Origin of the sequence: Streptomyces sp. NPDC050418 (assembly GCF_044458745.1) — a bacterium.
GTDB lineage: Bacteria > Actinomycetota > Actinomycetes > Streptomycetales > Streptomycetaceae > Streptomyces.
Map to the genome: position 1 here is coordinate 196,760 of NZ_JBITIG010000016.1, position 23,842 is coordinate 220,601.

Consider the following 23,842-nt stretch of genomic DNA (forward strand, 5'->3'; position numbering starts at 1 on the left):
CTGGCGTCAGACCAGACTCCTGTCTGCGTATCCGACTTGGGGTGTACGGGCCCGTAGGGGTCCGACTTCGGATGGGGGGCCGTGGGCGTCCGTGGGGGTCCATGGGGCCGCCGGATGAAGTTATCCACAGCCTCCGCAGACCCCTTGACGTCGCCGCCAGGCATTGTCACATTCATCAGTGTCAAGTTACGGACACGTACCGCAAGCGAGCGTGCGAGCAAGCGAGCGATCGACCGACGGACGGGGCGGGTGGGGATGAGGTCAGTGGTTTCTGCAGGGCTGCCGGCGCAGCTGCGGGGGTTCCAGGAGGTGCAGGCCCTCGCGTACGAGTGCGCGGAGGCGGTGGCCGCGCAGCTCACCCCGGGGGTGACCGAGCGGGAGGCCGCGCGGATGCAGCGCGTGTGGCTGCGCGAGCGCGGAGTGCGCGACTGGTTCCATTTGCCGTTCGCCTGGTTCGGGGACCGCACGGCGTTCGCGGGGTTCAGGATCCCGCTGCAGTTCTTCCCGACCAACCGGGTCCTGGAGGAGGGGATGCCGTACATCCTCGACATGGCCCCGGTGTTCAACGGCCACACGGCCGACATCGGGTACTCGGGGTGTCTGGGCCCGAACCCGCTGCACGACAAGCTGCTCGACGATCTGGAGGCGCACCGCGAGCTGATCCTCGCCGAGGTCCGCGAGCGGCGGCCGCTGCGCGAGATCTACGAGGACGTGGAGCGGCTGATGACCCGCCAGGGCTATGCGAACCGGCACCGCGCGTATCCCTTCGGCGTGATCGCGCACAAGGTGGACCGGGTCAAGGGGCGGCGGTTCAACCCGAATCTGTTCGGCTTCGGGGCGCAGTCCCTGAAGGGGCTCGCGAGCGATGCGCTGCACGGGCACCGGGACGGCTGGTCGCCGCTGTGGTCGCCGTACAAGTTCTCCGACCATCCGCCGCAGCCGGGCCTGTGGGCGGTGGAGCCGCATCTCGGCTTCCGGGGGACGGGCGCGAAGTTCGAGGAGCTCCTCGTCGTCACGGACTCGGCGGATCCCGCGGAGAGCGCGTTCTGGCTGGATGACGATCTGCCGCATGTGCGGCGCTGGGCACGGAAGAAGGCGGCGTGACGATGGGTGGCGGGACGTTGAAGGGCGGGGCGATGGGCGGCGGCACGGCGGGCGGTGGCGTGATGGGCGGTGGCTTGCTGAAGGGGGCGCGCGAGCGGTTCGTACGGACCGGGGGAGTGGAGCTGTGCGTCGCGGAGCTGGGGGACGCCGGGCGGCCCACCGTGCTTCTGGTGCACGGCTATCCGGACTCCAAGGAGGTGTGGTCCGAGGTCGCCGAGCGCCTCGCCGCGCACTTCCACGTGGTGCTCTACGACGTCCGCGGCTGCGGCCGTTCCACCGCGCCGACCCCGCTGCGCGGCGGCTTCACGCTGGAGAAGCTGACCGATGACTTCCTGGCGGTCGTCGATGCGGTGAGCCCCGACGAGCCGGTGCATGTGGTGGGGCACGACTGGGGCTCGGTGCAGTCCTGGGAGTTCGCGACGGTGGAGCGTACACGCGGGCGGATCGCTTCGTTCACCTCGATATCGGGCCCGTCGCTCGACCACTTCGGGCACTGGATCAAGCAGCGGATGACCCGCCCGACCCCGCGCAAGGTGGGACAGCTGCTCGGGCAGGGCGCCAAGTCCTGGTACGTGTACATGCTGCACACGCCCGTCCTGCCGGAGCTCGCCTGGCGCGGCCCGCTGGGCAAGCAGTGGCCGAAGCTGCTCGCCCGCGTGGAGAAGGTCCCGGCGGGGGGCGGGTATCCGACTCCGTCGCTGCCGTCGGACGCGGCGCACGGCGCCTGGCTGTATCGGGACAACGTGCGGCCGCGGCTGAGCCGTCCGCGTCCCGACGCCCATGCGCATGTGCCGGTGCAGCTGATCACCCCGGAGGGCGACATCTTCCTGTCGCCGAAGCTCTACGACGAGCTGGAGCAGTGGGTGCCGCAGCTGACGCGGCGCACGGTCGCGGCCAAGCACTGGGTGCCGCGGACCCGGCCGGATCAACTGGCGGCCTGGATCGGTGAGTTCGTGACGAAGGTGGACGCGCCGGCCGACCGGTCGCCCGTGGTCCCCGCGGAAGCGGCGCCCAAGCGCGGCCGCAAGAGCAGGCGGGCCGCGGCGTACGCGGAGCGCTTCGGCGGGCAGCTCGTCCTGGTGACGGGTGCGGCGAGCGGCATCGGCCGGGCCACCGCGTTCGCCTTCGCGGAGGCCGGGGCGCGCGTCGTCGCGGTGGACCGGGATGCCGAAGGGGCCGCCCGTACGGCCGAGTTGGCGGTGCTCGTCGGTGCGGCAGAGGCCTGGGGCGAGCAGGTGGACGTCGCGGACGAGGCGGCCATGGAGAAGCTGGCCGCGAAGGTCGCCGCCGAGTACGGCGTCGTCGACGTCCTGGTCAACAACGCGGGCATCGGCCTCTCCGGCTCCTTCTTCGACACGACCTCCGAGGACTGGAAGAAGGTCCTGGACGTCAACCTGTGGGGTGTCATCCACGGCTGCCGGATCTTCGGCGGGCAGATGGCCGAGCGCGGGCAGGGCGGCCACATCATCAACACCGCGTCCGCGGCGGCGTACCAGCCCTCGAAGGCGCTGCCGGCGTACTCGACGTCGAAGGCCGCCGTCCTGATGCTCAGCGAGTGCCTGCGCGCCGAGCTGTCCGGGCAGGGCATCGGGGTCAGCGCGATCTGCCCCGGCTTCGTGAACACCAACATCACGGCGACGGCCCGCTTCGCGGGGGTCGACGCGGAGGAGGAGAAGCGCCGCCAGAAGCGCACCTCGCGCCTGTACGGGCTGCGCAACTACCCGCCGGAGAAGGTCGCGGACGCGATCCTCGACGCGGTGCTCACCAACGAGGCCGTCGTCCCGGTCACCCCGGAGGCCCGCGGCGCCCATCTGATGTCCCGCTTCACACCGAAGGCGCTGCGGGCGATTGCGAGGATGGAGCCGCCGGTGTGACAGTCGGCTGCGGGGTCCGGGGCAGCGCCCCCGGGCTGCGGGCAGGGGTCGGGGGGCAACGGGCAAGGAGAGGGGCGGGAGCATGACGGAGCAGCTCGGGGCGGTGTCGGACATGGCGTCGTCCGCGCGGGGCGCGGCGCCACGGCCGGAGTACCGGATCGAGGATCTGGCCCACCACAGCGGCGCCACGGTCCGCACCATCCGCGCCTACCAGGACCGCGGCCTGCTCCCCCGGCCCGAGCGCCGGGGCCGCTCCAACGTCTACGGCGACGCCCATCTGGCCCGGCTCCGCCAGATCGCCGACCTGCTCGACCGCGGCTACACCCTCGCCTCCATCAAGGAGCTCCTGGAGGCCTGGGACTCCGGCCGCGGTCTGGGCGGTGTGCTCGGCCTGGTCGCCGAGGTCGACGGCCCGTGGACGGACGAGGAGGCGGACCGGATCACGCGCGCCGAGCTGGACCGCAGGTTCGGCGGCACTCCGGACCCGGCCGCCGTCGAGGAGGCGGTCGAACTCGGCGTACTGGAAAGGATTCCGGGCCGCGAGGACGAGTTCCTGGTGCCGAGCCCTCAAGAGCTCGCGGTGGCAGCGGAGTTGCACGCGGCGGGCGTTCCGCTGCCTGCGATCGCCGCCCATCTGCGGGAGTTGAGGGTCCACGTCGAGCACATAGCGTCCCGTTTCCTGGAGTTCACGACCGAGCACGTCTTCATGCGGTACCTGGAGCATCAGCCGCCGACGGACGCGGACGCCGCCGAGGCCGCCGCGCTCGTGCGGCGTCTGAGACCGCTCGCGCAGCAGACCGTCGATGCCGAACTGGCGCGCGCCATGCGCACGTTCGCGACCCGCCACCTCCAGCAGCACCTCGGAGCGGCACCTCCCATCCCCATGACGCCGATCGACATACCGGTGGCGCTTCCGGTGCACACAATTGATCTCGTACGAGGACTGGTTGGTGCGGAGGGGCTGTCCGCCTTCATCGCGACGGCGGCCGAACGTGAGGCGCATGCGCGGACGTTGGACGCCTTGGCGGCAAGGAAGAACGGGACTCCGGATGTTGGCCAAGTCCCTTGAGATGACTGCCAGTTGTCCACATTTTCGTCAACGAGCCTGTGGATAACTCGGGTTACCTGTGGATCATGCCCAACGCAGGTAAATTCTCGGCGAATTCAGCGGCGTCCCGTCATCCTGATGCGATGAACCGCAACACATCCGACAGAACACCGGACGAGCGACGGACCGTCCGCGTCTCGAAATACCTCTCCAAGCACCTGCGCCATCAGCCCGAGCGCATCGGCCTCGAACTCGACGCCCACGGCTGGACCGGCATCGACGCCCTGATCGCCGCCGCGGCCGCGCACGGCTTCGTCTTCACGCGGGCCGAGCTGGACCACGTGGTCGCGACCAACGACAAGAAGCGCTTCGCCGTGGACGGCGACCGGATCCGCGCCAGCCAGGGCCACACGGTCCCCGTGGACCTCGATCTGCCGCCCGCCACCCCGCCCGCGTACCTCTATCACGGCACCGTGGCCCGCAATCTGGACGCAATCCGCACGCACGGGCTGCGCCCGATGGCCCGCCATGACGTGCACCTCTCGGCGGACCGCGAGACCGCCACGCGCGTCGGCGCCCGCCGTGGACGGCCCGTGATCCTCTCCGTGGACGCCGGAGCGATGCACCGCGCCGGCCATGTCTTCCGCGTCAGTGCGAACGGGGTGTGGCTGACGGCAGCCGTACCGCCGGAGTTTCTGCGCCTTCAGGGCTGACCGGCCGCGAAGGGCCGTACTCCGGGCCGGCCGGCCGCGAAGGACCGTACAGCAGCGAGGCCAGCGCCAGGCCCAGCGCGCCACCGGCCAGCTGCGCCCCGATGAACCCGGGCAGCGAGCCGGGGGAGATGCCGGTGAACGAGTCCGTGAAGGCCCGCCCGACGGTCGCGGCCGGGTTGGCGAACGAGCCGGACGACGTGAACCAGATCGCGGCGGCGATGTACGCGGCCACCGCGACGGGCGCGAGCTGCTGACGTCCGATCCGGTTCAGGCCGCAGATCAGCAGCACCAGACCCGCGGTCGCCACGACCTCGCCGAGCAGCAGCCGGTCCCCGAGCCGCTCCTGCGTGGACCAGACGACCTGCGCCCGCCCGAACATCGCCTCCGCGAGCAGCGCGCCGACGACCGCGCCCGCGGTCTGCGCCAGCACGTACGCCACCGCCTCGCGGGTGCCCGGGCCGCGGCCGTCGCGCCGCCCCAGCCACCAGGACGACAGGGTCACCACGGGGTTGAGATGGCCGCCCGAGACCGGTCCGAACAGCGCGATCAGCAGACCGAGGCCGATCGCCGAGGCCAGCGAGTTGGCCAGGAGCTGGACCCCGGTGTCGTCCGTGAGCCGCGCGGCCTGCAGTCCGGACCCGACGACGACGGCCACCAGGGCCGCGGTGCCGATGAGTTCGGCCGCGGCCTTGCGGACCGGCGAGGCGCTGCTGTGCACGGTTCTTCCCCTCTACTCCTGGGGAGTGTCCGTTTCGTCACCAGATGATCACCCCCGTCATCACATCGTGGAAAATGTATTCCGTAACTTGGAATTTCAACAGAGCCCGGAGGGAGGAATTGCAGAGCCCCGGAGGTCGGAGGGAGGACATACGGCGCGACGTACGCTGACGGCATGCGTCTCAGCACCGTCATCCTCCCCACCACCCCCTGGCAGCACGGCGGCCGCGAGAAGTGGCAGCGCGCCGAGCAGCTCGGCTTCCACGCCGCGTACACCTATGACCACCTGGCCTGGCGGACCTTCCGCGACGGGCCCTGGTTCGGCGCGGTCCCGACCCTCACCGCCGCCGCCACGGCGACCAGCACCCTGCGCCTGGGCACGCTCGTGACCAGCCCGAACTTCCGGCACCCGGTCACCCTCGCCAAGGAACTGATCTCCCTCGACGACATCTCCGGCGGCCGGATCACACTCGGCATCGGCGCGGGCGGCAACGGCTTCGACGCCACCACGCTCAAGAAGCCGGGCGAGGAGCAGTGGTCGCCGAAGGAACGGGCGGACCGCTTCGCCGAGTTCGTGTCCCTGCTCGACCGGCTGCTGAGCGAGCCGGCCGAGGTCACGAGTGAGGGCACGTTCTACTCGGCGACCGAGGCGCGCAATCTGCCCGGCTGCGTCCAGTCGCCGCGGCTGCCGTTCGCCGTCGCCGCGACCGGCCCGCGCGGACTGCGGCTCGCGGCCCGGCACGGGCAGGCGTGGGTGACCACGGGCGATCCGAAGCTGTACGAGGAGGGCACGCCGCAGCAGTCCGTCGAGGCGGTCGCCGCCCAGGTCGCCAAGCTCGGCAAGGCCTGCGACGAGCAGGGCCGTGACGTGGGCGAGCTCGACAAGATCCTGCTCACCGGCTTCACCCCGGAGTTCAACCCCGCCACGCATGCGGCCGGGGCCCACCCGCTGCGCTCGGTCGACGCGTTCGTGGAGTTCGCGCGGCCGTACGCCGAGCTCGGCTTCACCGAGCTCGTGATCCATATGCCGATCGCGGACTCGGTCTTCGCCGCGGACGAGCAGGGCTACGAGCAGATCGCGAAGGAAGCGGCGGCCCGGCTGGGCTGAGCCACCACTCGGGGTGCTCCTCAGCCCTCGTCCAGCGTGACCCCTCAGCCCTCGTCCGGCGTGGCCCCTGAGCCCCGGTGAGGCGCCAAGCCACTCACCGGGGCTCACCCGTACTCAGATGTGCACCCGGCAGCACGGCCCTGCGGCATATGCGAAAGAATGCGGGGGTGACGACCTCCGCAGCTGACCAGCGCCCCGTGCCCGCCCACCCCCGCCCTCGGCTGATCGCCACGGACCTGGACGGCACGCTGCTGCGGGACGACAAGTCCGTCTCGCCGCGTACGGTCGCGGCGCTCGCCGCCGCCGAGGAGGCGGGCATCGAGGTCTTCTTCGTCACCGGCCGTCCGGCCCGCTGGATGGACGTCGTCAGCGACCATGTGCACGGCCACGGTCTGGCGATCTGCGGCAACGGCGCCGCGGTCGTCGATCTGCACGGCGGCGCCGGCCGGCACCGCTTCGTGAAGGTGCGCGACATGGAGCGTACGACGGCCCTCGACGTGATCGGCGCGCTGCGCGCCGCCGCCCCCGAGACCGCCTTCGCGGTCGAGCGCACGGGCGGCATCCACCATGAACTGGCGTACCCGCCGATGCACTTGGACCCGGCCGTCACCATCGCGCCCGTGGAGAAGCTGCTCGCCGAGGACTCCGACCTGGCCGACCAGCCGATCCTCAAGCTCCTCGCGCACCACGGCGCCCTGTCCCCCGACGCGTTCCTCGCGCTCGCCCGCGAGGCCGTCGGCCCGCTCGCCGAGGTCACCCGCTCCAGCCCCACCGCGCTCCTGGAGATCAGCGCGCCGGGCGTCTCCAAGGCCAGCACGCTCGCGCTGTGCTGCGAGGAGCGGGGCATCCGTCCCGAGGAGGTCGTGGCCTTCGGTGACATGCCCAACGACGTGGAGATGCTCCGCTGGGCGGGCCGTTCCTACGCGATGGGCAACGCGCACCCGGACGTCGTCGCCGCGGCCTCGGGCCGTACGGTCGCCAACAACGACGACGGCGTGGCCGTGATCGTCGAGCAGCTCATCGCCGAGGCGCGCGCCTGATCCTTCCGGCGCTGCGCCACCGTTCCCGCACGCTCAGAGCCGCACGCTCAGAGCCGCACGCTCAGAGCCGCACGCTCAGAGCCGCACACCGCGCTCCGCCAGCCACGCCCTCGGGTCCACCCCGGACCCGAGGTACGGGGTGAGCCGGATCTCGAAGTGCAGATGCGGTCCTGTCGAGTTGCCCGTGGTGCCCGCCTGGCCGAGCCACTGCCCCGTCCGCACCTGGTCGCCCTGGTCGACGGTGGCGGAGGCGAGGTGCGCGTACTGCGAGTAGTAGCCGCCCGGGTGCCGCACCAGGACCTCCATCCCGAACGCGCCCCCGCACGACACCCGCACCACCTTGCCGGCGCCGATCGACCGCACCGGCTCCCCGATGCCGACCGCGAAGTCCTGCCCGGTGTGCTTGTTGGCCCAGCGGTCGCCGCCGCTGCCGAAACCGGCGGAGAGTTCATATGTGGCGACGGGCGTGACCCAGGCGCGGCCCTGCGGGAACGACGGCTGGTCGAGCCGGTCCGCACCGCGGCAGGCGCCGGCGGCGACCTGGGCGTCGGCCTGGCCCTGCAGCGTCCAGCGGGCGTCCTCCAGCTTCTTCTCGATCCCGCTCTTCAAGGCGGCGAGCTTGCCGCGGCGTTCGTCGAGCGCGTGCCAGGCGGCCGTCGCGCGCTGCTGGTCGGCGTCGAGGCGGCGGGCCGCGCGCTGGGTCTTCTCGACCAGGTGGTTCATGGCGAGATTGGCCTGGAGCGCCAGCCCCTCACCGCGCATCAGCTCCTCGGGATCGTCGGCGAGCAGCATCTTCGCGGTGTACGGAAGACCGCCCCCGGCGCGGTACTGGCTGCGGGCGATCCGGCCCAACTGGATGTTCAGCCGCTTCAGTTCACGCCGCTGCTCGGCGACCAGACCCTCCAGACGCTGCGCCTTCTTCCGCTGCGTCTCGGCGGCCCTGCGCCCCCGCTCGTACTCCTGGGTGGCCTTCGTCGCGTCCTCGATGAGCCGTGCGACCTGCGCACTCGCCCCGCGCCCGGGGTTCCCGTGCCCGTCGCCGTCGCCCTGACCGGACGGGTCGGCGGACACGGGCCCCGCGAGCACCAGCAGCAGGGCGCCCACGAGGAGGGCGGGCGGAAATCGACGCGGCGTCAGAACCATGCACGGATCGTCACCCCTGGGTTGACGCCACGCCCGTACGAACAGGGCACAGGAGTGACCCTTGCCCCATACGGGGTCGGGCAGTTGAGCCGAACAGGGGTCCGGCCGCTCACCCCGAGCTGCATGTTTCACGTGAAACAGCGGTTTCACGTGAAACAGCGGTTTCACGTGAAACAACGCATCCGGGACACCCGGGCCGCACCCCGTCACACCCCCGGTGTCAGTGCGGCGCTTCCCACACCACCGTCGTACCGCCGCCGTCCTCGCCGATCCCCGCCCCGTACCAGCTGTCGCCGCCGAGCGACTCGGCGCGGCGCTTGAGGTTCTTCAGGCCGCTGCGCCGCCCGCCCTCCGGGATCCCGACGCCGTCATCGCCCACCGTCAGGCGGACGCCCTCGCTCCCGTCCGGCAGCTTGGCCTGTGCGTCGACCACGACCTCGATCCGGCCGGCCTCCGCGTGCCGGAAGGCGTTGGAGAGCGCCTCGCGCAGCGCGGCGATCAGGTTCTTGCCGGTCAGTTCACCGACGACGGTGTCCACCGGGCCGAGGAAGCGGTGCGAGGGCTTGAAGCCCAGCGGCACGGCCGCCATGTTGATCTCCCGCAGCACCCGCGTCCGCAGCCCCGAGGGCGCCTCGGCCGGGCCCTGCTGGAGCGCGAAGATCGCCGTACGGATCTCCTGGATGGTCACGTCCAGCTCGTCGACCGCCTTGCCCACCCCGGTCTGCACCTCGGGCACCACGGACCGGCGCTGCGCGCTCTCCAGCATCATCCCGGTGGCGAACAGCCGCTGGATCACCAGATCGTGCAGATCGCGGGCGATCCGGTCGCGGTCCTCGAAGACGGCGAGCCGCTCACGGTCGCGCTGCGCCTCGGCCATCATCAGCGCGAGTGCGGCCTGCGCGGCGAACTGCACGGCGAGTGTCTTCTCCGCCTCCGTGTACGGCTTCCCGCCGTGCACGCGCGGCGCCGCGAGCACCCCGAGCACCCGGCCGCCGCTCTCCAGCGGCAGGAACATCGTGGGCCCGTACGCGCGGGCGAGGTCGGTGATCAGCCGTACGTCGCGTGCGGCGTCGTCGACGAAGACCGGCTCGCCGGCGAGGACCAGATCGACGACCGGCGACTCGGGCGGGATGAGCATCCCGAGCGCGGAGGACGGGCCGCTCTCGGTCGACTCGGCGACGATCTCCAGACCGCCCTCCTCGCCCGTGAGGAGCACGAAGGCGGCCGAGGACGCGGCGAGTTTGCGGGCCTGCTCGGCCACGACGGTCAGCGACTCATCGGCGTCGGCGCCGGACAGGAGCGCGGTCGTGACGGCCACCGAGCCGTCGATCCACCGCTCGCGCTGCCGGGTCGCCTCGTACAGCCGCGCGTTGCCGATCTGGATGCCGGCCTCGGTCGCGAGCACCTTGACCATGTGCAGGTCGTAGACGCTGAAGCGGTCACCGCCGCGCTTCTCGGTCAGATAGAGATTGCCGAAGACCTCGCCGCCGACCCGGATCGGGACGCCGAGGAAGGAACGCATCGGCGGGTGGTGCGCGGGGAAGCCCACCGAGCGCGGGTCCTGGGTCAGATCGTCGAGCCGCAGCGTCGCCGGATCCTTGATCAGCGCGCCGAGCAGGCCGCTCCGGCCGTCGGGCAGCGCGCCGATCAGCTCGCGGTGCTCCTGCGAGATGCCGTACGTGACGAAGTCGGCGAGTCCGTCGCCCTTGTCGTTGATCACGCCGATCGCCGCGTACTTCGCGCCGGTCAGGCTGGCCGCCGTCTCCGCGATGCGGTCGAGCGTGGAGTGCAGATCGAGCCCGCTGCCCACCGACACCATCGCCTCGAGCAGCTGCGGGAGGCGGGCCGCGAGCTCCTCGGGCAGCGACTGCAGACTGCGCGCGGCCTGCTCGGCGGCGGCCGTCCCGGTCACTTCCCGGTCCGGGAAGGGGGGCGGGTCTTCGGGCAGCTCTTCGGGTACGGCGGGGGCTTGCATGCCTTGAGCCTAGTTAGTCCGAATTTCAGACGAAAGTCGGGTAGGCCCCAAGCGCCCCTCACTGCCCGGCCCCCACCAGCGCTTCCGCCGCCCTCTCCCGCTCCCACATCGCCTTGAGCGGGCCGTCCTCCGCGAGCAGCTCGGCGTACGCGCCCTGCTGCACCACCCGCCCCTCCTGCAGCACGAGCACCTCGTCCACCGCGTCGAGCCCGGCGAGACGGTGCGTGATCAGGACGGTCGCCGTGCCCTCGGTCGCCGCGAGGAGATCGGCGGTGAGGGCGTCGGCGGTCGGCAGGTCGAGGTGCTCGGCGGGCTCGTCGAGCACCAGGACGGGGAAGTCCGCGAGCAGCGCCCTGGCCAGCGCGAGGCGCTGCCGCTGCCCGCCGGACAGCCGCGCCCCGTGCTCACCGACGAGCGTGTCCAGGCCCTCGGGCAGCGAGTCCACCCAGTCGAGCAGCCGGGCCCGCGCGAGCGCGTCGCGCAGCGCGGCGTCCGAGGCGTCGGTCCGCGCGAGCCGCAGGTTCTCGCGGACGGAGCTGTCGAAGAGATGCGCGTCCTGGGCGCAGAGCCCGACCAGCGTCCGCACCCCGTCGCTCTCCAGGCCGTACGCGTCCGCACCACCCAGCGTGTACGTACCGCCGCCGGCGTCCAGGAACCGGAGCAGCACCTGCGCGAGCGTCGTCTTGCCGGATCCTGACGGCCCCACGACCGCGATCCGCCGCCCGCGCCGCAGGGTCAGCTCCACCCCGTCGAGCGCGTCCCGGTGCTGTCCCGCGTGCCGGGCCGTGATCCCGCGCAGCTCCAGCGGGAACGGGTCGGCGGGTACGGGAGCGGGCGCGGCAGGCTCCCGTACGGGCTCGGGTGCGTCGAGGACCTCGTACACGCGCTCCGCACTCCGCTTCACGCGCTGGCGGTACTGCACCGCGAGCGGCAGCCCGGTCACCGCCTCGAACGCGGCCAGCGGCGTCAGGACGACGACGGCGAGCGCGACCCCGCTCAGCCGCCCCTCGCCCACCGCCGCGACCCCCACCGCACCGGCGGCCACCACGGTGAGGCCGCTGATCAGCGCGGTGAGCCCGGACCCGAGCGCGGTCGCCCCGGCACCGCGCGAGGCGATCCGGGTGAGCTCGGCGTCGGCGGCGCGCGCCTGGTCCGTACGGGACGGCAGGGCGCCCGCGACCGTCAACTCGGCGGTCCCGGTGAGCAGATCGGCCACCCGCGTCGCCAGGACCCCGCGCGCGGGTGCGAGCCGCCGCTCGGCGCGGCGGGCCACGAGCCCGCTCAGCCACGGCACCCCGACCCCGGCGAGCAGCAGTCCCGCGGCGAGCAGCGCGCCCGCCTCGGGCAGCAGCCACGCGGTGAAGGAGGCCGCGCCCACGCCGACGACGAGCGCGGCGCCCGCGGGGAGCAGCCAGCGCAGCCAGTAGTCCTGGAGGGCGTCCACGTCGCCGACGAGGCGTGCGAGGAGATCGCCGCGCCGGGTGGTGCGCAGCCCGGCGGGCGCGAGCCGTTCGAGCCGCCGGTACACGGCGACCCGGGTGTCGGCGAGCATCCGCAGCACGGCGTCATGCGTGACGAGGCGCTCGGCGTACCGGAAGACCGCGCGCCCGATGCCGAAGGCGCGGGTCGCGGTGACGGCCACCATGAGGTGCAGCACGGGCGGCTGCAGCGAGGCCTTCGAGATCAGCCAGCCGGAGGTGGCCATCAGACCGACGGCACTGCCGAGCGCGAGGCTCCCGAGCAGCAGCCCGAGCAGCAGCCGCCCACGGCGCTGACCTGCCATGTTCCGGACGCGGCCGAGGATCCCGCCGCGGATGCGAGCGGGCGGCACGGACCCTTCGGAGACGGAACCGTCGGCTACGACACCTCCCGACGCGGACCCTCCCGATGCGGACCCTCCGGACGCGGAACCGTCATCCGCCCCCTCCGCCCGCGCGACCAGCCCCTCGCCCCCGGCCGCAGCCTCCGCCACCCCTTCCCGCAGCAGCACCGCACCCGCCGAAGGAGCCGTCGACTCCGCATCCGCGGTGCCCCCTTCGATCCGTACCACCCTGTCCGCGACCGCGAGCAGCGCGGGCCGGTGCACCACGAGCAGCACGGTCCGGCCCACCGCGAGCCGCCGTACCGCGTCCACGATCTGCGCCTCGGTGGCACCGTCCAGCGCGGCCGTCGGTTCGTCGAGCAGCAGCACGGGGCGGTCCGCGAGGAAGGCGCGGGCCAGCGCGAGGCGCTGCTTCTGGCCCGCCGAGAGCCCGGCCCCGTCGTCGCCGAGCACGGTGGCGAGCCCGTCGGGCAGCGCGTCCACGAACTCCAGCGCGCCCGCGTCCGCCAGCGCCTGCCGCACCTGCTCGTCATCGGCCCCGGGCCGCGCGAGCCGTACGTTCTCCGCCAGCGTCCCCGCGTACACATGCGGCCGCTGCGGCACCCACGCCACCTGCTCGTGCCAGGCGCCGGGCGCCACCGAGGCGAGATCGGTCCCGCCGACCCGGATCCGTCCCACGTCCGGCCGTACGAAACCGAGCACGGCGGCGAGCAGCGTGGACTTGCCCGCGCCGCTCGGCCCGACGAGCGCCACGGTCTCGCCCTCGCCGACCGTGAACGACACACCGCTGACGGCATCGGCAGACCGGCCGGGATAGCGCACCGTGACGCCCTCGACGCTCAACTCCCCGTGCGGCGCGGGCCCGTCACCGGCCGCCGGCAGCGGTGTCTCCAGGACGGTGAAGATCTCCTCGGCGGCCGCGAGACCTTCCGCGGCCGCGTGGTACTGCGCCCCGACCTGCCGCAGCGGCAGATACGCCTCCGGCGCGAGCACCAGGACGACGAGGCCGATGTAGAGGTCCAGTTCGCCGTGGACGAGCCGCATCCCGATGGTCACGGCGACCAGCGCGACGGACAGCGTGGCGAGGAGTTCCAGGGCGAACGAGGAGATGAAGGCGATCCGCAGGGTTCGCATCGTCGCCTGCCGGTACTCGCCGGTGATCTTCCGGATCGACTCGGCCTGCGCCTTGGCCCGCCCGAACACCTTCAGCGTGGGCAGCCCGGCGACGACGTCGAGGAAGTGCCCGGACAGCCGCGAGAGCAGCTTCCACTGGCGGTCCATACGGGCCTGGGTCGCCCAGCCGATCAGCACCATGAACAGCGGGATCAGCGGCAGCGTGATGACGATGATCGCCGCCGACACCCAGTCCTCGGTGGCGATCCGCGCGAGCACGGCGACGGGCACCACGACCGCGAGCCCCAACTGCGGCAGATAGCGCGCGAAGTAGTCGTCGAGCGCGTCCACCCCGCGGGTGGCGAGCGCGACCAGCGAACCGGTCCGCTGCCCGCTCAGCCACCCCGGACCCAGCGCGGTCGCCCGCCCGAGCAGCCTCCCCCGCAGCTCGGACTTGACCGCCGCGCTCGCCCGGTGCGCGGCCAGCTCGGTGAGCCAGCCGACCAGAGCGCGCCCCACGGCGACGGCCGCGAGCAGCAGCAGCGGGGTGCCCAGCTCCCCGGTGGAGAGCCCCTTCTCGAAGCCGCCCACCACGATCTCGGCGATCAGCATCGCCTGGGCGACGACCAGACCGGCCCCGACGAGCCCCAGCACCACGATCGCGATGAGGAAGCGACGGGTGGCCTGTGCGTAACGGATCAGGCGGGGGTCGACCGGTTTCACGTGAAACAGCCTCCAGTACGAGAAAGGGGTGCGCCAACTGCCCGTATCCGAGCCGTTGTTGGCGCACCCCAGGACATCACACGCTCAGTGCGAGTCGGCCGCGATGTGCTGCGTACCGATCCGCTTGCGGAAGACCCAGTAGGTCCATGCCTGGTAGAGCAGTACGACGGGTGTGGCGATCACCGCGCACCAGGTCATGATCTTCAGGGTGTACGGGCTCGACGAGGCGTTGGTGACCGTGAGGTTCCACTCCTCGTTCAGCGAGGACGGCATGACGTTCGGGAAGAGCGTCAGGAACAGCATCGCCACCGCCGCCGCGATCGTGATCCCGGAGAGCGCGAACGACCAGCCCTCGCGCCCCGCCTTGATCGCTCCGAGCGCACCCACCAGGGCGAGCACCGCCACGATCATCGCGGCCAGCGATCCGCCGTCACCCTTGTCGATCTGGGTCCAGATCAGGAAGCCCAGCGCGAGCACGGCCGTCACAAGCCCCAGCCGCAGCGCGAGGGTCCGCGCCCGCGCCCGGATGTCACCGACGGTCTTGAGCGCCGTGAACACCGCGCCGTGGAACGTGAAGAGCGTCAGCGTCACCAGTCCGCCGAGGATCGCGTACGGGTTGAGCAGATCCCAGAAGTTCCCCACGTACTCCATGTCCTGGTCGATCTTCACGCCCCGCGTGATGTTGGCGAAGGCCACACCCCACAGGAACGCCGGGATCAACGAGGTCCAGAAGATGGCGTGTTCCCAGTTCGTCTGCCACTTGTCCTCGGGCCGCTTGTGCCGGTACTCGAAGGCGACACCGCGGATGATCAGGCAGATCAGGATGAAGAGCAACGGCAGGTAGAAGCCGGAGAACAGCGTCGCGTACCACTCGGGGAACGCGGCGAAGGTCGCACCGCCGGCCGTGAGCAGCCACACCTCGTTGCCGTCCCAGACCGGGCCGATCGTGTTGATCAGGACCCGGCGCTCGGTGCGGTCGCGGGCGAGCAGCTTGGTGAGGATGCCGACGCCGAAGTCGAAGCCCTCCAGGAAGAAGTAGCCGGTCCACAGGACGGCGATCAGGACGAACCAGATGTTGTGGAGTTCCATGATCCTGTGTCACTCCCTCAGTACGAGAAGGCCATGGGCCGGTCGGCGTCGTCCTTGGAGTTCCCGCCGATCTTCGTGGGCGGGTTGAGGTCGTCCTCCGTGAGCTCCGGCGGTCCGGCCTTGGCGTACTTCGCGATCAGCTTGACCTCGATCACGGCGAGCGCCGCGTACAGGAGCGTGTAGATCACCATCGAGGTGATCACCTCGCCCTGCGAGACGTTGGGGGAGACGGCGGCCGAGGTCTTCATGACACCGAAGACCACCCACGGCTGCCGGCCCATCTCCGTGAAGATCCAGCCCCAGGAGTTGGCGATGAGCGGGAAGAGCATGGTCCACAGGAGCAGCAGCCAGTACCACCTGGACCAGCGCGCGCCCAGCGGCTTGTTCCTGAAGAGCACGAGATGCGGCACCTCGTCCTCACCGACCCGCATCGCCTGCGGCAGCAGGAACTTCTTGCGGGTCAGCCACAGACCGAGCAGTCCGATGCCGACCGAGGCCATGCCGAAGCCGATCATCCAGCGGAATCCCCAGTACGCGACGGGGATGTTGGGCCGGTAGTCGCCCGGACCGTACTTCTCCTGCATCTCCTTCTGGAGGTCGTTGATGCCGGGGACGTACTCGTCGAAATTGTTGTGCGCGAGGAAGGACAGCAGGCCCGGGATCTCTATGGCGACCTTGTTGTGCCCCTCGTCGACATCGCCGTACGCGAAGATCGAGAAGGGCGCGTTCTCCTCGCCGTCCCACAGCGCCTCGGCCGCGGCCATCTTCATCGGCTGCTGCTCGAACATGATCTTGCCGAGCGTGTCGCCGCTGATCGCCGAGAACGCACCGCTGATGACGAGCGTGACGAGACCGAGCCGCAGCGAGGTCTTCATGGTCTCGATGTGCTTCTTGCGCATCAGGTGGTACGCGGCGATGCCCGCCATGAACGCGCCGCCGACCATGAACGCGCCGGCCAGGGTGTGGAACATCTGCGCAAGCGCGGTGTTCTGCGTCAGCACGTGCCAGAAGTCGGTGAGTTCGGCACGCCCCTTCTCCTCGTTGATCTTGTAGCCGACCGGGTGCTGCATCCACGAGTTGGCCGCGAGGATGAAGTACGCGGAGAGGATCGTGCCGATCGACACCATCCAGATGCAGGCCAGGTGGATCTTCTTGGGCAGCTTGTCCCAGCCGAAGATCCAGAGCCCGATGAAGGTCGACTCGAAGAAGAAGGCGATCAGTGCCTCGAACGCGAGGGGCGCGCCGAAGATGTCGCCGACGAAGCGCGAGTAGTCGGACCAGTTCATACCGAACTGGAACTCCTGCAGGATGCCGGTGACGACGCCCATCGCGATGTTGATCAGGAAGAGCTTGCCCCAGAACTTCGTCGCCCTGAGGTACTTCTCCTTCTCGGTCCGCACCCAAGCGGTCTGCAGGCCGGCGACCAGCGCGGCGAGCGAGATCGTGATGGGGACGAAGAGGAAGTGGTAGACGGTGGTGATGCCGAACTGCCATCGCGCCAGGGTCTCCGGCGCCAGAGCGAAGTCCACGTCGTCAGTCTCCTTACGTCGCCGTGGTCACATCGGCAGTTTGCCTGCTTGATCCCGGGCATTACGGGATCAAGCAGGACACGCTTGTGAACGCGTTCACATTCACAAGCATTATGTCGTACCGGATGTCGGCAACTTCCGGCAGGGTCCCCTTGCGGGCTTCCACCCCTTATGACGGGCGGGAATCCCGCGTTGTGACATGCGGGACGGGGGTTCCCGGAACGAGACGGGGGTTCCCAAGAACTTCAACATCTTGTTGAATCCGCGGCATGCAGATACGCATCTCCTGGCCCGCAGACCATCTGACCGCGACCCTCGACGACACCCCCACCAGCCGCGCGCTGGCCAAGGCGCTCCCCCTGACCGCCTCGGCCAACACCTGGGGCGAGGAGGTGTACTTCGACACGGGCGTGAGCGTCGAGCTCGAGGACGACGCGGAGCAAGTCGTCGACCCCGGAACCGTGGCCTTCTGGACCGACGGCGACGCGCTCGCGCTGCCGTACGGGCCCACGCCGATCTCACGCGGCGCGGAGTGCCGTCTCGCGAGCCCGTGCAATCTGCTCGGCTCGCTCGACGACGACCCCCGGCGCCTCGCGACGGTGCGCGAGGGCGACCCGATCCGGGTGGAACTGGTCGCCGACTAGCGCGCGTCAACTCCGCTTCCCTGCCTACAGCTCCTTGCGGAACGCCTCCGCCGACGCCAGGAAGAGGTCGTTCGCCTCGACCTCGCCGATCGTGACCCGCACGCCCTCACCGGCGAACGGCCGCACCACGACCCCGGCCTGCTCGCACGCGGCCGCGAAGTCGAGCGTGCGCTCCCCCAAGCGCAGCCAGACGAAGTTCGCCTGCGTCTCGGGGACGGTCCAGCCCTGCGCGCGGAGCGTCTCCACGACGCGGGCGCGCTCGCCGACCAACGAGCCGACCCGGCCGAGCAGTTCGTCCTCGGCGCGCAGCGAGGCCACCGCCGCGTCCTGCGCGAGCTGGCTCACGCCGAAGGGGACGGCCGTCTTGCGCAGCGCCGCCGCGACCGGCTCATGGGCGACGGCGAAGCCGACCCGCAGGCCCGCGAGCCCGTACGCCTTGGAGAAGGTGCGCAGCACGCAGACGTTCGGCCGGTCGCGGTAGAGCTCGATGCCGTCCGGCACCTCGGCGTCCCTGATGAACTCGCGGTACGCCTCATCGAGCACCACCAGGACATCGCTCGGCACCTGGTCGAGGAAGCGCTCCAGCTCGGCCCGGCGCACGACCGTGCCCGTCGGGTTGTTGGGGTTGCAGACGAAGATCAGCCGGGTGCGGTCGGTGATCGCCGCGAGCATCGCGTCGAGGTCGTGCACCTCACCGTCGGTCAGCGGCACCTTCACCGAGGTGGCACCGCTGACCTGCGTGATGATCGGGTACGCCTCGAAGGAGCGCCACGCGTACATCACCTCGTCGCCCGGGCCGCTGGTCGCCTGGATCAGCTGCTGGGCGACGCCGACCGAGCCGGTGCCCGTGGCGAGGTGCGACAGCGGGACGCCGAAACGCTCCGAGAGCTCGGTCATCAGGCCCGTGCACGCCATGTCCGGGTAGCGGTTGAAGCTGCCGGCCGCGGACGTGACCTGCTCCATGACGCCCGGGAGCGGCGGATACGGGTTCTCGTTGGAGGACAGCTTGTAGGCCACGGGGCCGCCGGCCGCGGCGGGCTTTCCCGGCTTGTAGGTCGGGATGCCGTCCAGCTCAGGGCGCAGCTTCGGGCCGCTGATCTCGCTCACCGCAGGTCCTCCTCGTACGACTCAGATGCGAATACTGCTCACTCTAAGAGGATTCCGTCCGCCTGCGAATGGCCTGTGGACAACCATCTGACCCAGCCCGCCGCCGGGCAACCGGAGGACTCGCCTCCGCGGCGTGTCCGGGCAGGGGAGCGCCCTTCGGTATGCCGTGCGCCGGTGGCTCGCGCCGTGGCGCGCATCCCCCGTGAAGGTGAGTTGAGACCTGTTCGCAACCTGCACCACTTGCCAGGCGCACACGGGCACGCAACGTGACGATTGGCCTGTGATCCCTTAACTCCCTTGGGATCCACGGCAATTGAACGAAGTGGACCTTGCAGAAACGTGCCTGTCAACGCGTGCATATGCGCCCCTGCTACGCCCCCTCATGAGCCCTACTATCGGCTCGCCATGACAGCAGCAGGGAAGCACCAGGTGAGCCGGGCGGGCACCACCCGCGGAGGCGGCGGCCGGCAGGGGCGGGCGGGCATCCGCGACGTGGCCGCCGCCGCCGGTGTCTCCATCACGACCGTCTCCGACGCGCTCAACGGCAAGGGCCGGTTACCCGACGCGACCCGCCGCCACGTCCGCGAGGTCGCCGACCGGCTGGGCTACCGCCCGTCCGCCGCGGCCCGAACGCTCCGTACCGGCAAGTCAGGACTCATCGGCCTGACCGTGACCACGTACGGGGATGAACCTTTCACCTTCACCGAGTTCGCGTACTTCGCGGAGATGGCCAGAGCCGCCACCTCCGCCGCGCTCGCCCGGGGCTACGCCCTGGTCATCCTGCCCGCGACCTCACGCCATGACGTCTGGTCCAACGTGGCGCTCGACGGCACGGTCGTCATCGACCCGTCCGACCAGGACCCCGTCGTCTCCGAACTGGTCCGCCAGGGCCTGCCCGTGGTCTCCGACGGCCGTCCCGCGGGCTCGCTCCCGGTGACCGCCTGGGTCGACAACGACCACGAGGCCGCCGTGATGGAGATCCTCGACCATCTCGCCGCGGCCGGCGCCCGCCGCATCGGCCTGCTCACCGGCACGACCACGGACACGTACACCCACCTGTCCACCACCGCGTATCTGCGCTGGTGCAAGCGCGTCGGCCAGGACCCGGTGTACGAGGCCTACCCGGCGCACGACCCCTGCGCGGGCGCCGTCGCCGCCGACCGGCTGCTCGCGCGGCCCGACCGGCCCGACGCCGTCTACGGGCTCTTCGACCCCAACGGGACCGATCTGCTCGCCGCCGCTCGCCGCTACGGGCTGCGCGTGCCCGACGACCTGCTGCTCGTCTGCTGCAGCGAATCCACTGTGTACGCGACCACCGAGCCGCCCATCACCACGCTCTCGCTCAAGCCGCGCCGGATCGGCACGGCCGTGGTGCAGCTGCTCATCGACGCCATCGAGGGGGTCGACGCGTCAGGCCCGCTCGAGCAGGTGATACCGACAGAGCTGATCGTCCGCACCTCCTCGCAGCGCCGCCGCCCGCGCACGACGGTGAGCCCGCCGCGTACACCCGAGAAGTGAGAGCGCTCCATGGGGTGAGCCGGAGCCGTCAACTGTCGCCCGATGGGGGTGATCCGTTGACGGCCGCCGGCCCGGATTTCGCTTCGGGCGGCCCGAAGGTGCCCGCAATTCGGGAGGAAACACCCCTGCCTTCGAGTCCTGCCACGATTCACCACCCCTGGTGCATCACACAGCGCCAGACGCATTCCTATGATGGGCGCACGACACCACGGACGGCCGCGACCAGGCCGTCCGAATCGGTGGCGGAATGCGGCGCGACGGTGGTGGAGGGGTCGATGACTCAGGGGGCCGGTCAAGGACCCGTGGTGCGTACGGACACGGTCCGCGACTTCCGCGTGCCCGCGTATGTCCATCAGTCCGGCAGCTACGGCGAGGACGCCGGCCGCTACGGCGAGGACCGCTTCGGGGACGAGGGCGAGCCCGAGGGCTACACCCCCACCCAGCGCGACCTCCCGGTCATCAACCGCGGCGACACCGTCCAGGTCCCGCTGCCCACGCCCGCCCCCGCGCCCGAGCCCACCGGGAGCGACGAGCCCGGACCGCTGTACGTCGTCGGCGATGTGCACGGCTACCTCGACGAGCTGCACGCCGCCCTGCGCGAACAGGGCCTCATCGACGCCGAGGGCGACTGGGCCGCGGGCACCGCACGCCTCTGGTTCCTCGGCGACTTCACCGACCGCGGCCCCGACGGCATCGGCGTCATCGACCTCGTGATGCGGCTCTCCGCACAGGCCGCCGCCGCCGGCGGCTACTGCAAGGCCCTCATGGGCAACCACGAACTGCTGCTGCTCGGCGCCAAGCGCTACGGCGACACCCCCGTCAACTCCGGGGCCGGCACCGCCACCTTCCAGGCGGCCTGGCTGCTCAACGGCGGCCAGAAGTCCGACATGGACCGCCTCCAGGACCACCACCTCCAGTGGATGTCCCGGCTCGACGCCATCGAGCTCGAGGACGACCACCTGCTGATGCACTCGGACACCACGGCGTACCTCGACTACGGCGATTCCATCCCGCAGGTCAATGACACGATCCGGGAAGCACTCACGCGCAATGACGCGGACGAATGCTGGGATCTCTTCCGCAAGTTCACCAAGCGCTTCGCGTTCCGCGACCAGGGCGGCCCCGAGGCCGTACGGGAACTTCTCGGCGCGTACGGCGGCAGCAGGGTCGTCCACGGCCACAGCCCCATCCCGTATCTGCTGGGCGAAGTGGGCTCCGAGGACGGCGAGGACGGCAACGGTCCGCAGGTCGACGGCCCGCACGTCTATGCGGACGGGCTGGCCGTCGCGATGGACGGCGGAGTGACCATGGCCGGAAAGCTACTGGTCCGCCGACTGCCTTTGGATAACTGACCCGCCGCGGGGCAGGTGCACAGCACCTGGACCCTCGACGGCCGGCGGGCCTATTTCCGGAAACCCCCTGTCACCGCGTGCCTGCGCCGCTCTACCATCGGCTTATCCGTAGCAGGCTCTCCTCCGTTTCCGCCCCAACTACCCGTTACTGAGCGGGAGTCCAGGCCCTACGGAGCATCGGGGGATGCACATGAACAGCGCTCCGCACCTGCTGAACGAGGACCGCCAGGAATACGAGCGGATCCTCGATGAAGCGCTGCGTTCCGCGCCGCACCGCCCTGACCTGGCTGCGGTCGGGGAGCGTCTGAACCCGGAACAACTACGCACGATGGCGCTCAACGCGACGGCACTCATCACCGCCGCGGCAGCCACCGAGTACGAGCACTACGTGAAGGTACGCGAGGAGTTGCGCGCCCCGTCCCGCCCGAAGACGTCCGTCTCCGAACAGGGGGCCGCCGAGCCCGCCACGGGGACGATGGGGCTCGCCACGACGATGGGCGAGGTCGCGGAGACCGCAGGCGCCGGGCTCGTCGCGGTCGTCGCCGTCCTCGCCCCGGTCCTGGCCGGCACCGCGGCCGCGATCTTCCTCCTCATCGGCTACATCCTGAAGATGCTCACCCCTGAACCCGCCTTCGCCGACACCTTGCTGACCGCCGGCTGGTTCTTCGGCGCGCTCACCGCGGCGGGCATCCTCGTCGCGGCGGCCGGCCTGCTCATCACGGCCCTGCGCAACGGCTCGACGTCCCTGCAGGCCCCCGGCGAACTGGCCGAGGAGGTGGCCCGCGCCAGGGAAGCCTGGCGCGACGCCCTCCTGGAACGGGGCCTGCTCCCCTTCCTCCGCGAAGCCCTCTCGGACCCGTCCCGCCCCCACCGCACCTCAACCACGTCCCCACCGGGCCGCATCCCCCAACTGGGCTTCAACAGCCCCGGCTTCAGCAGCCCGGACGGCGGCCCCCCTGCGGGCCCGAAGCCCAGCTTCTCGAGCCCGGACTTCACGAGTCCGGATTTTGGGGGGCCGGAGCATCAGCCGGACTAGGGCGTTCGCAGGCCCCTGGCGGTCACTGCCGAGCGCCCTGCAGCCGCAGGGCCGCTGCGCGGTCACTGAGGAATGACTGCCGAGGGAACAGGGTGTAGCACCAGCCCGACGTCGAGCCGAAACGGCCCATCTCCCGGAACTGAACAGCCGCCTCCGTCAGGCGCCCCATCCGGCACAGATAGAACGCGACCAGCGACCGGTCGTCGATGATGCGCGCATGCGGCTGCGGCACGGCCTCGATCCAGCGCTCCTGTACCCGGACCAGATCCATACCGAAGTGTCCGGACCCCAGGCCCACGTTGCCGTCGGCCAGTCGCATCTCCAGGTTGGCACGCAGCGGCAGCAGCACGAGCGGATGGCCGACCGGCGCCGCGTCCGCGGCGTTCCTGGCGAAAGCGAACATCTCCTTGTGGGAGCCGTACCACTTGGCGCACAGGTACTGCAGCGCGTGGCGATGCCCGTTCCAGTGCAGTGGGTCGCGGGCGACGAGGGCGTCCCATCTCTCGTTGAACACCGAACGGGAGACCTGCAACCCGCGGGCTGTGCATACGGCGGTCGCCCGCGGGGTGGGATCGTCCGGCGCCAGCTCGCCCGCCAGCGCGGCCAGTTCGTCCGCCTGGCCAAGGATCTCGTAGAACCTCCTCCAGGCGTCCTTCCGTACGTATTTCGCGCTTCGGGCACTGCGGACACCCCAGGCACGTGTGACTTCGGCCCGGGAGAGGACCGCAAGGGGATCGCCACTCTCCGGCTCCGCCTCGGCCCATTGCCGCAGTACGGCCTTGCCGACGGCGCGGTCGGCCAGGTACTGCACCCGGTGGTCCTTCGCCGCCCAGTCTCCGTCACTGGCGAGCAGGAGGTCACGGGCCGGGCCCCAGTCGCCCCGCTTCGCCAGCGCATCGGCGGCGGCGCGGAGCTCCTGGTCACCGTGGGCGGCATCGAATGAGACGTGCGGAAGGTAGCCGCGCGAAAGCACGTTGAGCATGGTCACGAGCGAAAGCTAATGCTCCGCAACCGCTGGATGAAGACCTGGGGCATACCGACTTCGACCAGGGCTTACGCGCCCGTGTCCCGCACCGGCCGGTACGTCGTCGCGGGGGGGGGGGGGGGGGGGGGGGGGGGGGGGGGGGGGGGGGGGGGGGGGGGGGGGGGGGGGGGGGGGGGGGGGGGGGGGGCCCGGGGCGCCCCCG

Annotated in this window: 18 protein-coding genes; 10 read left to right on the top strand and 8 right to left on the bottom strand. The window is 71.1% G+C overall.

Going from position 1 to position 23,842, the window contains the following annotated elements:
- Window positions 1-255: 255 nt before the first annotated feature.
- From ACIBI4_RS32400 to ACIBI4_RS32415, 4 genes are all read left to right on the top strand, one after another.
- Entirely contained in the window at window positions 256-1,104 is an 849-nt protein-coding gene (locus ACIBI4_RS32400; protein ID WP_399207760.1) for a M24 family metallopeptidase, read from the top strand.
- A 62-nt stretch (window positions 1,105-1,166) separates the two neighbouring features.
- On the top strand, window positions 1,167-2,978 hold the full coding sequence (locus tag ACIBI4_RS32405) for an SDR family oxidoreductase (protein ID WP_399207782.1): 1,812 nt from the start codon (window positions 1,167-1,169) through the stop codon (window positions 2,976-2,978).
- A 112-nt stretch (window positions 2,979-3,090) separates the two neighbouring features.
- Complete coding sequence (locus ACIBI4_RS32410; protein ID WP_399207783.1) at window positions 3,091-4,047, top strand: MerR family transcriptional regulator; 957 nt, start codon at window positions 3,091-3,093, stop codon at window positions 4,045-4,047.
- A gap of 122 nt (window positions 4,048-4,169) precedes the next feature.
- Window positions 4,170-4,739 carry an RNA 2'-phosphotransferase gene (locus ACIBI4_RS32415; protein WP_399207761.1) on the top strand — a complete coding sequence of 190 codons (570 nt, stop codon included), beginning with the start codon at window positions 4,170-4,172 and terminating at the stop codon, window positions 4,737-4,739.
- Here ACIBI4_RS32415 and ACIBI4_RS32420 read toward each other — a convergent pair.
- On the bottom strand, window positions 4,675-5,457 hold the full coding sequence (locus ACIBI4_RS32420) for an aquaporin (RefSeq protein ID WP_399207762.1): 783 nt from the start codon (window positions 5,455-5,457) through the stop codon (window positions 4,675-4,677). The genes ACIBI4_RS32415 and ACIBI4_RS32420 overlap by 65 nt on opposite strands.
- Window positions 5,458-5,631: 174 nt before the next feature.
- Between ACIBI4_RS32420 and ACIBI4_RS32425 the strand changes: the two genes are divergently transcribed.
- Both ACIBI4_RS32425 and ACIBI4_RS32430 read left to right on the top strand, forming a co-directional pair.
- Window positions 5,632-6,564 (top strand): LLM class flavin-dependent oxidoreductase, encoded by a 933-nt coding sequence (locus ACIBI4_RS32425; protein ID WP_399207763.1) that lies wholly within the window; start codon window positions 5,632-5,634, stop codon window positions 6,562-6,564.
- Between the two features lie 149 nt (window positions 6,565-6,713).
- Window positions 6,714-7,604, top strand: coding sequence for an HAD hydrolase family protein (locus ACIBI4_RS32430; RefSeq protein WP_399207764.1), 891 nt, complete (start codon window positions 6,714-6,716; stop codon window positions 7,602-7,604).
- A 75-nt stretch (window positions 7,605-7,679) separates the two neighbouring features.
- Here the strand turns inward: ACIBI4_RS32430 and ACIBI4_RS32435 are convergent, their stop codons facing one another.
- The 5 genes from ACIBI4_RS32435 to ACIBI4_RS32455 all read right to left on the bottom strand — a co-directional run bounded on the left by ACIBI4_RS32435 (window position 7,680) and on the right by ACIBI4_RS32455 (window position 16,998).
- On the bottom strand, window positions 7,680-8,747 hold the full coding sequence (locus tag ACIBI4_RS32435; RefSeq protein WP_399207765.1) for a peptidoglycan DD-metalloendopeptidase family protein: 1,068 nt from the start codon (window positions 8,745-8,747) through the stop codon (window positions 7,680-7,682).
- 220 nt (window positions 8,748-8,967) lie between these two features.
- On the bottom strand, window positions 8,968-10,722 hold the full coding sequence (locus tag ACIBI4_RS32440; protein ID WP_399207766.1) for a GAF domain-containing sensor histidine kinase: 1,755 nt from the start codon (window positions 10,720-10,722) through the stop codon (window positions 8,968-8,970).
- Between the two features lie 58 nt (window positions 10,723-10,780).
- Window positions 10,781-14,380 carry a thiol reductant ABC exporter subunit CydD gene (gene cydD, locus ACIBI4_RS32445; RefSeq protein WP_399207767.1) on the bottom strand — a complete coding sequence of 1,200 codons (3,600 nt, stop codon included), beginning with the start codon at window positions 14,378-14,380 and terminating at the stop codon, window positions 10,781-10,783.
- Between the two features lie 84 nt (window positions 14,381-14,464).
- Window positions 14,465-15,469, bottom strand: coding sequence for a cytochrome d ubiquinol oxidase subunit II (cydB, locus tag ACIBI4_RS32450; protein ID WP_399207768.1), 1,005 nt, complete (start codon window positions 15,467-15,469; stop codon window positions 14,465-14,467).
- A gap of 17 nt (window positions 15,470-15,486) precedes the next feature.
- Entirely contained in the window at window positions 15,487-16,998 is a 1,512-nt protein-coding gene (locus tag ACIBI4_RS32455) for a cytochrome ubiquinol oxidase subunit I (protein WP_399207769.1), read from the bottom strand.
- 269 nt (window positions 16,999-17,267) lie between these two features.
- Here ACIBI4_RS32455 and ACIBI4_RS32460 point away from each other — a divergent pair, with 269 nt between their 5' ends.
- Complete coding sequence (locus ACIBI4_RS32460) at window positions 17,268-17,642, top strand: cyclophilin-like fold protein (protein WP_399207770.1); 375 nt, start codon at window positions 17,268-17,270, stop codon at window positions 17,640-17,642.
- 24 nt (window positions 17,643-17,666) lie between these two features.
- Here ACIBI4_RS32460 and hisC read toward each other — a convergent pair whose 3' ends face one another.
- Window positions 17,667-18,749 carry a histidinol-phosphate transaminase gene (gene hisC, locus ACIBI4_RS32465; protein WP_399207771.1) on the bottom strand — a complete coding sequence of 361 codons (1,083 nt, stop codon included), beginning with the start codon at window positions 18,747-18,749 and terminating at the stop codon, window positions 17,667-17,669.
- 405 nt (window positions 18,750-19,154) lie between these two features.
- Between hisC and ACIBI4_RS32470 the strand changes: the two genes are divergently transcribed.
- The 3 genes from ACIBI4_RS32470 (at window position 19,155) to ACIBI4_RS32480 (ending at window position 22,655) form a co-directional block, all read left to right on the top strand.
- A complete protein-coding gene (locus ACIBI4_RS32470) occupies window positions 19,155-20,267 on the top strand; it encodes a LacI family DNA-binding transcriptional regulator (protein WP_399207772.1) in 1,113 nt (370 codons plus the stop codon).
- A gap of 260 nt (window positions 20,268-20,527) precedes the next feature.
- On the top strand, window positions 20,528-21,619 hold the full coding sequence (locus ACIBI4_RS32475; RefSeq protein WP_399207773.1) for a metallophosphoesterase: 1,092 nt from the start codon (window positions 20,528-20,530) through the stop codon (window positions 21,617-21,619).
- Between the two features lie 184 nt (window positions 21,620-21,803).
- A complete protein-coding gene (locus ACIBI4_RS32480) occupies window positions 21,804-22,655 on the top strand; it encodes a hypothetical protein (protein WP_399207774.1) in 852 nt (283 codons plus the stop codon).
- 22 nt (window positions 22,656-22,677) lie between these two features.
- Here the strand turns inward: ACIBI4_RS32480 and ACIBI4_RS32485 are convergent, their stop codons facing one another.
- Window positions 22,678-23,643 carry a hypothetical protein gene (locus ACIBI4_RS32485; RefSeq protein ID WP_399207775.1) on the bottom strand — a complete coding sequence of 322 codons (966 nt, stop codon included), beginning with the start codon at window positions 23,641-23,643 and terminating at the stop codon, window positions 22,678-22,680.
- Between the last annotated feature and the right edge of the window lie 199 nt (window positions 23,644-23,842).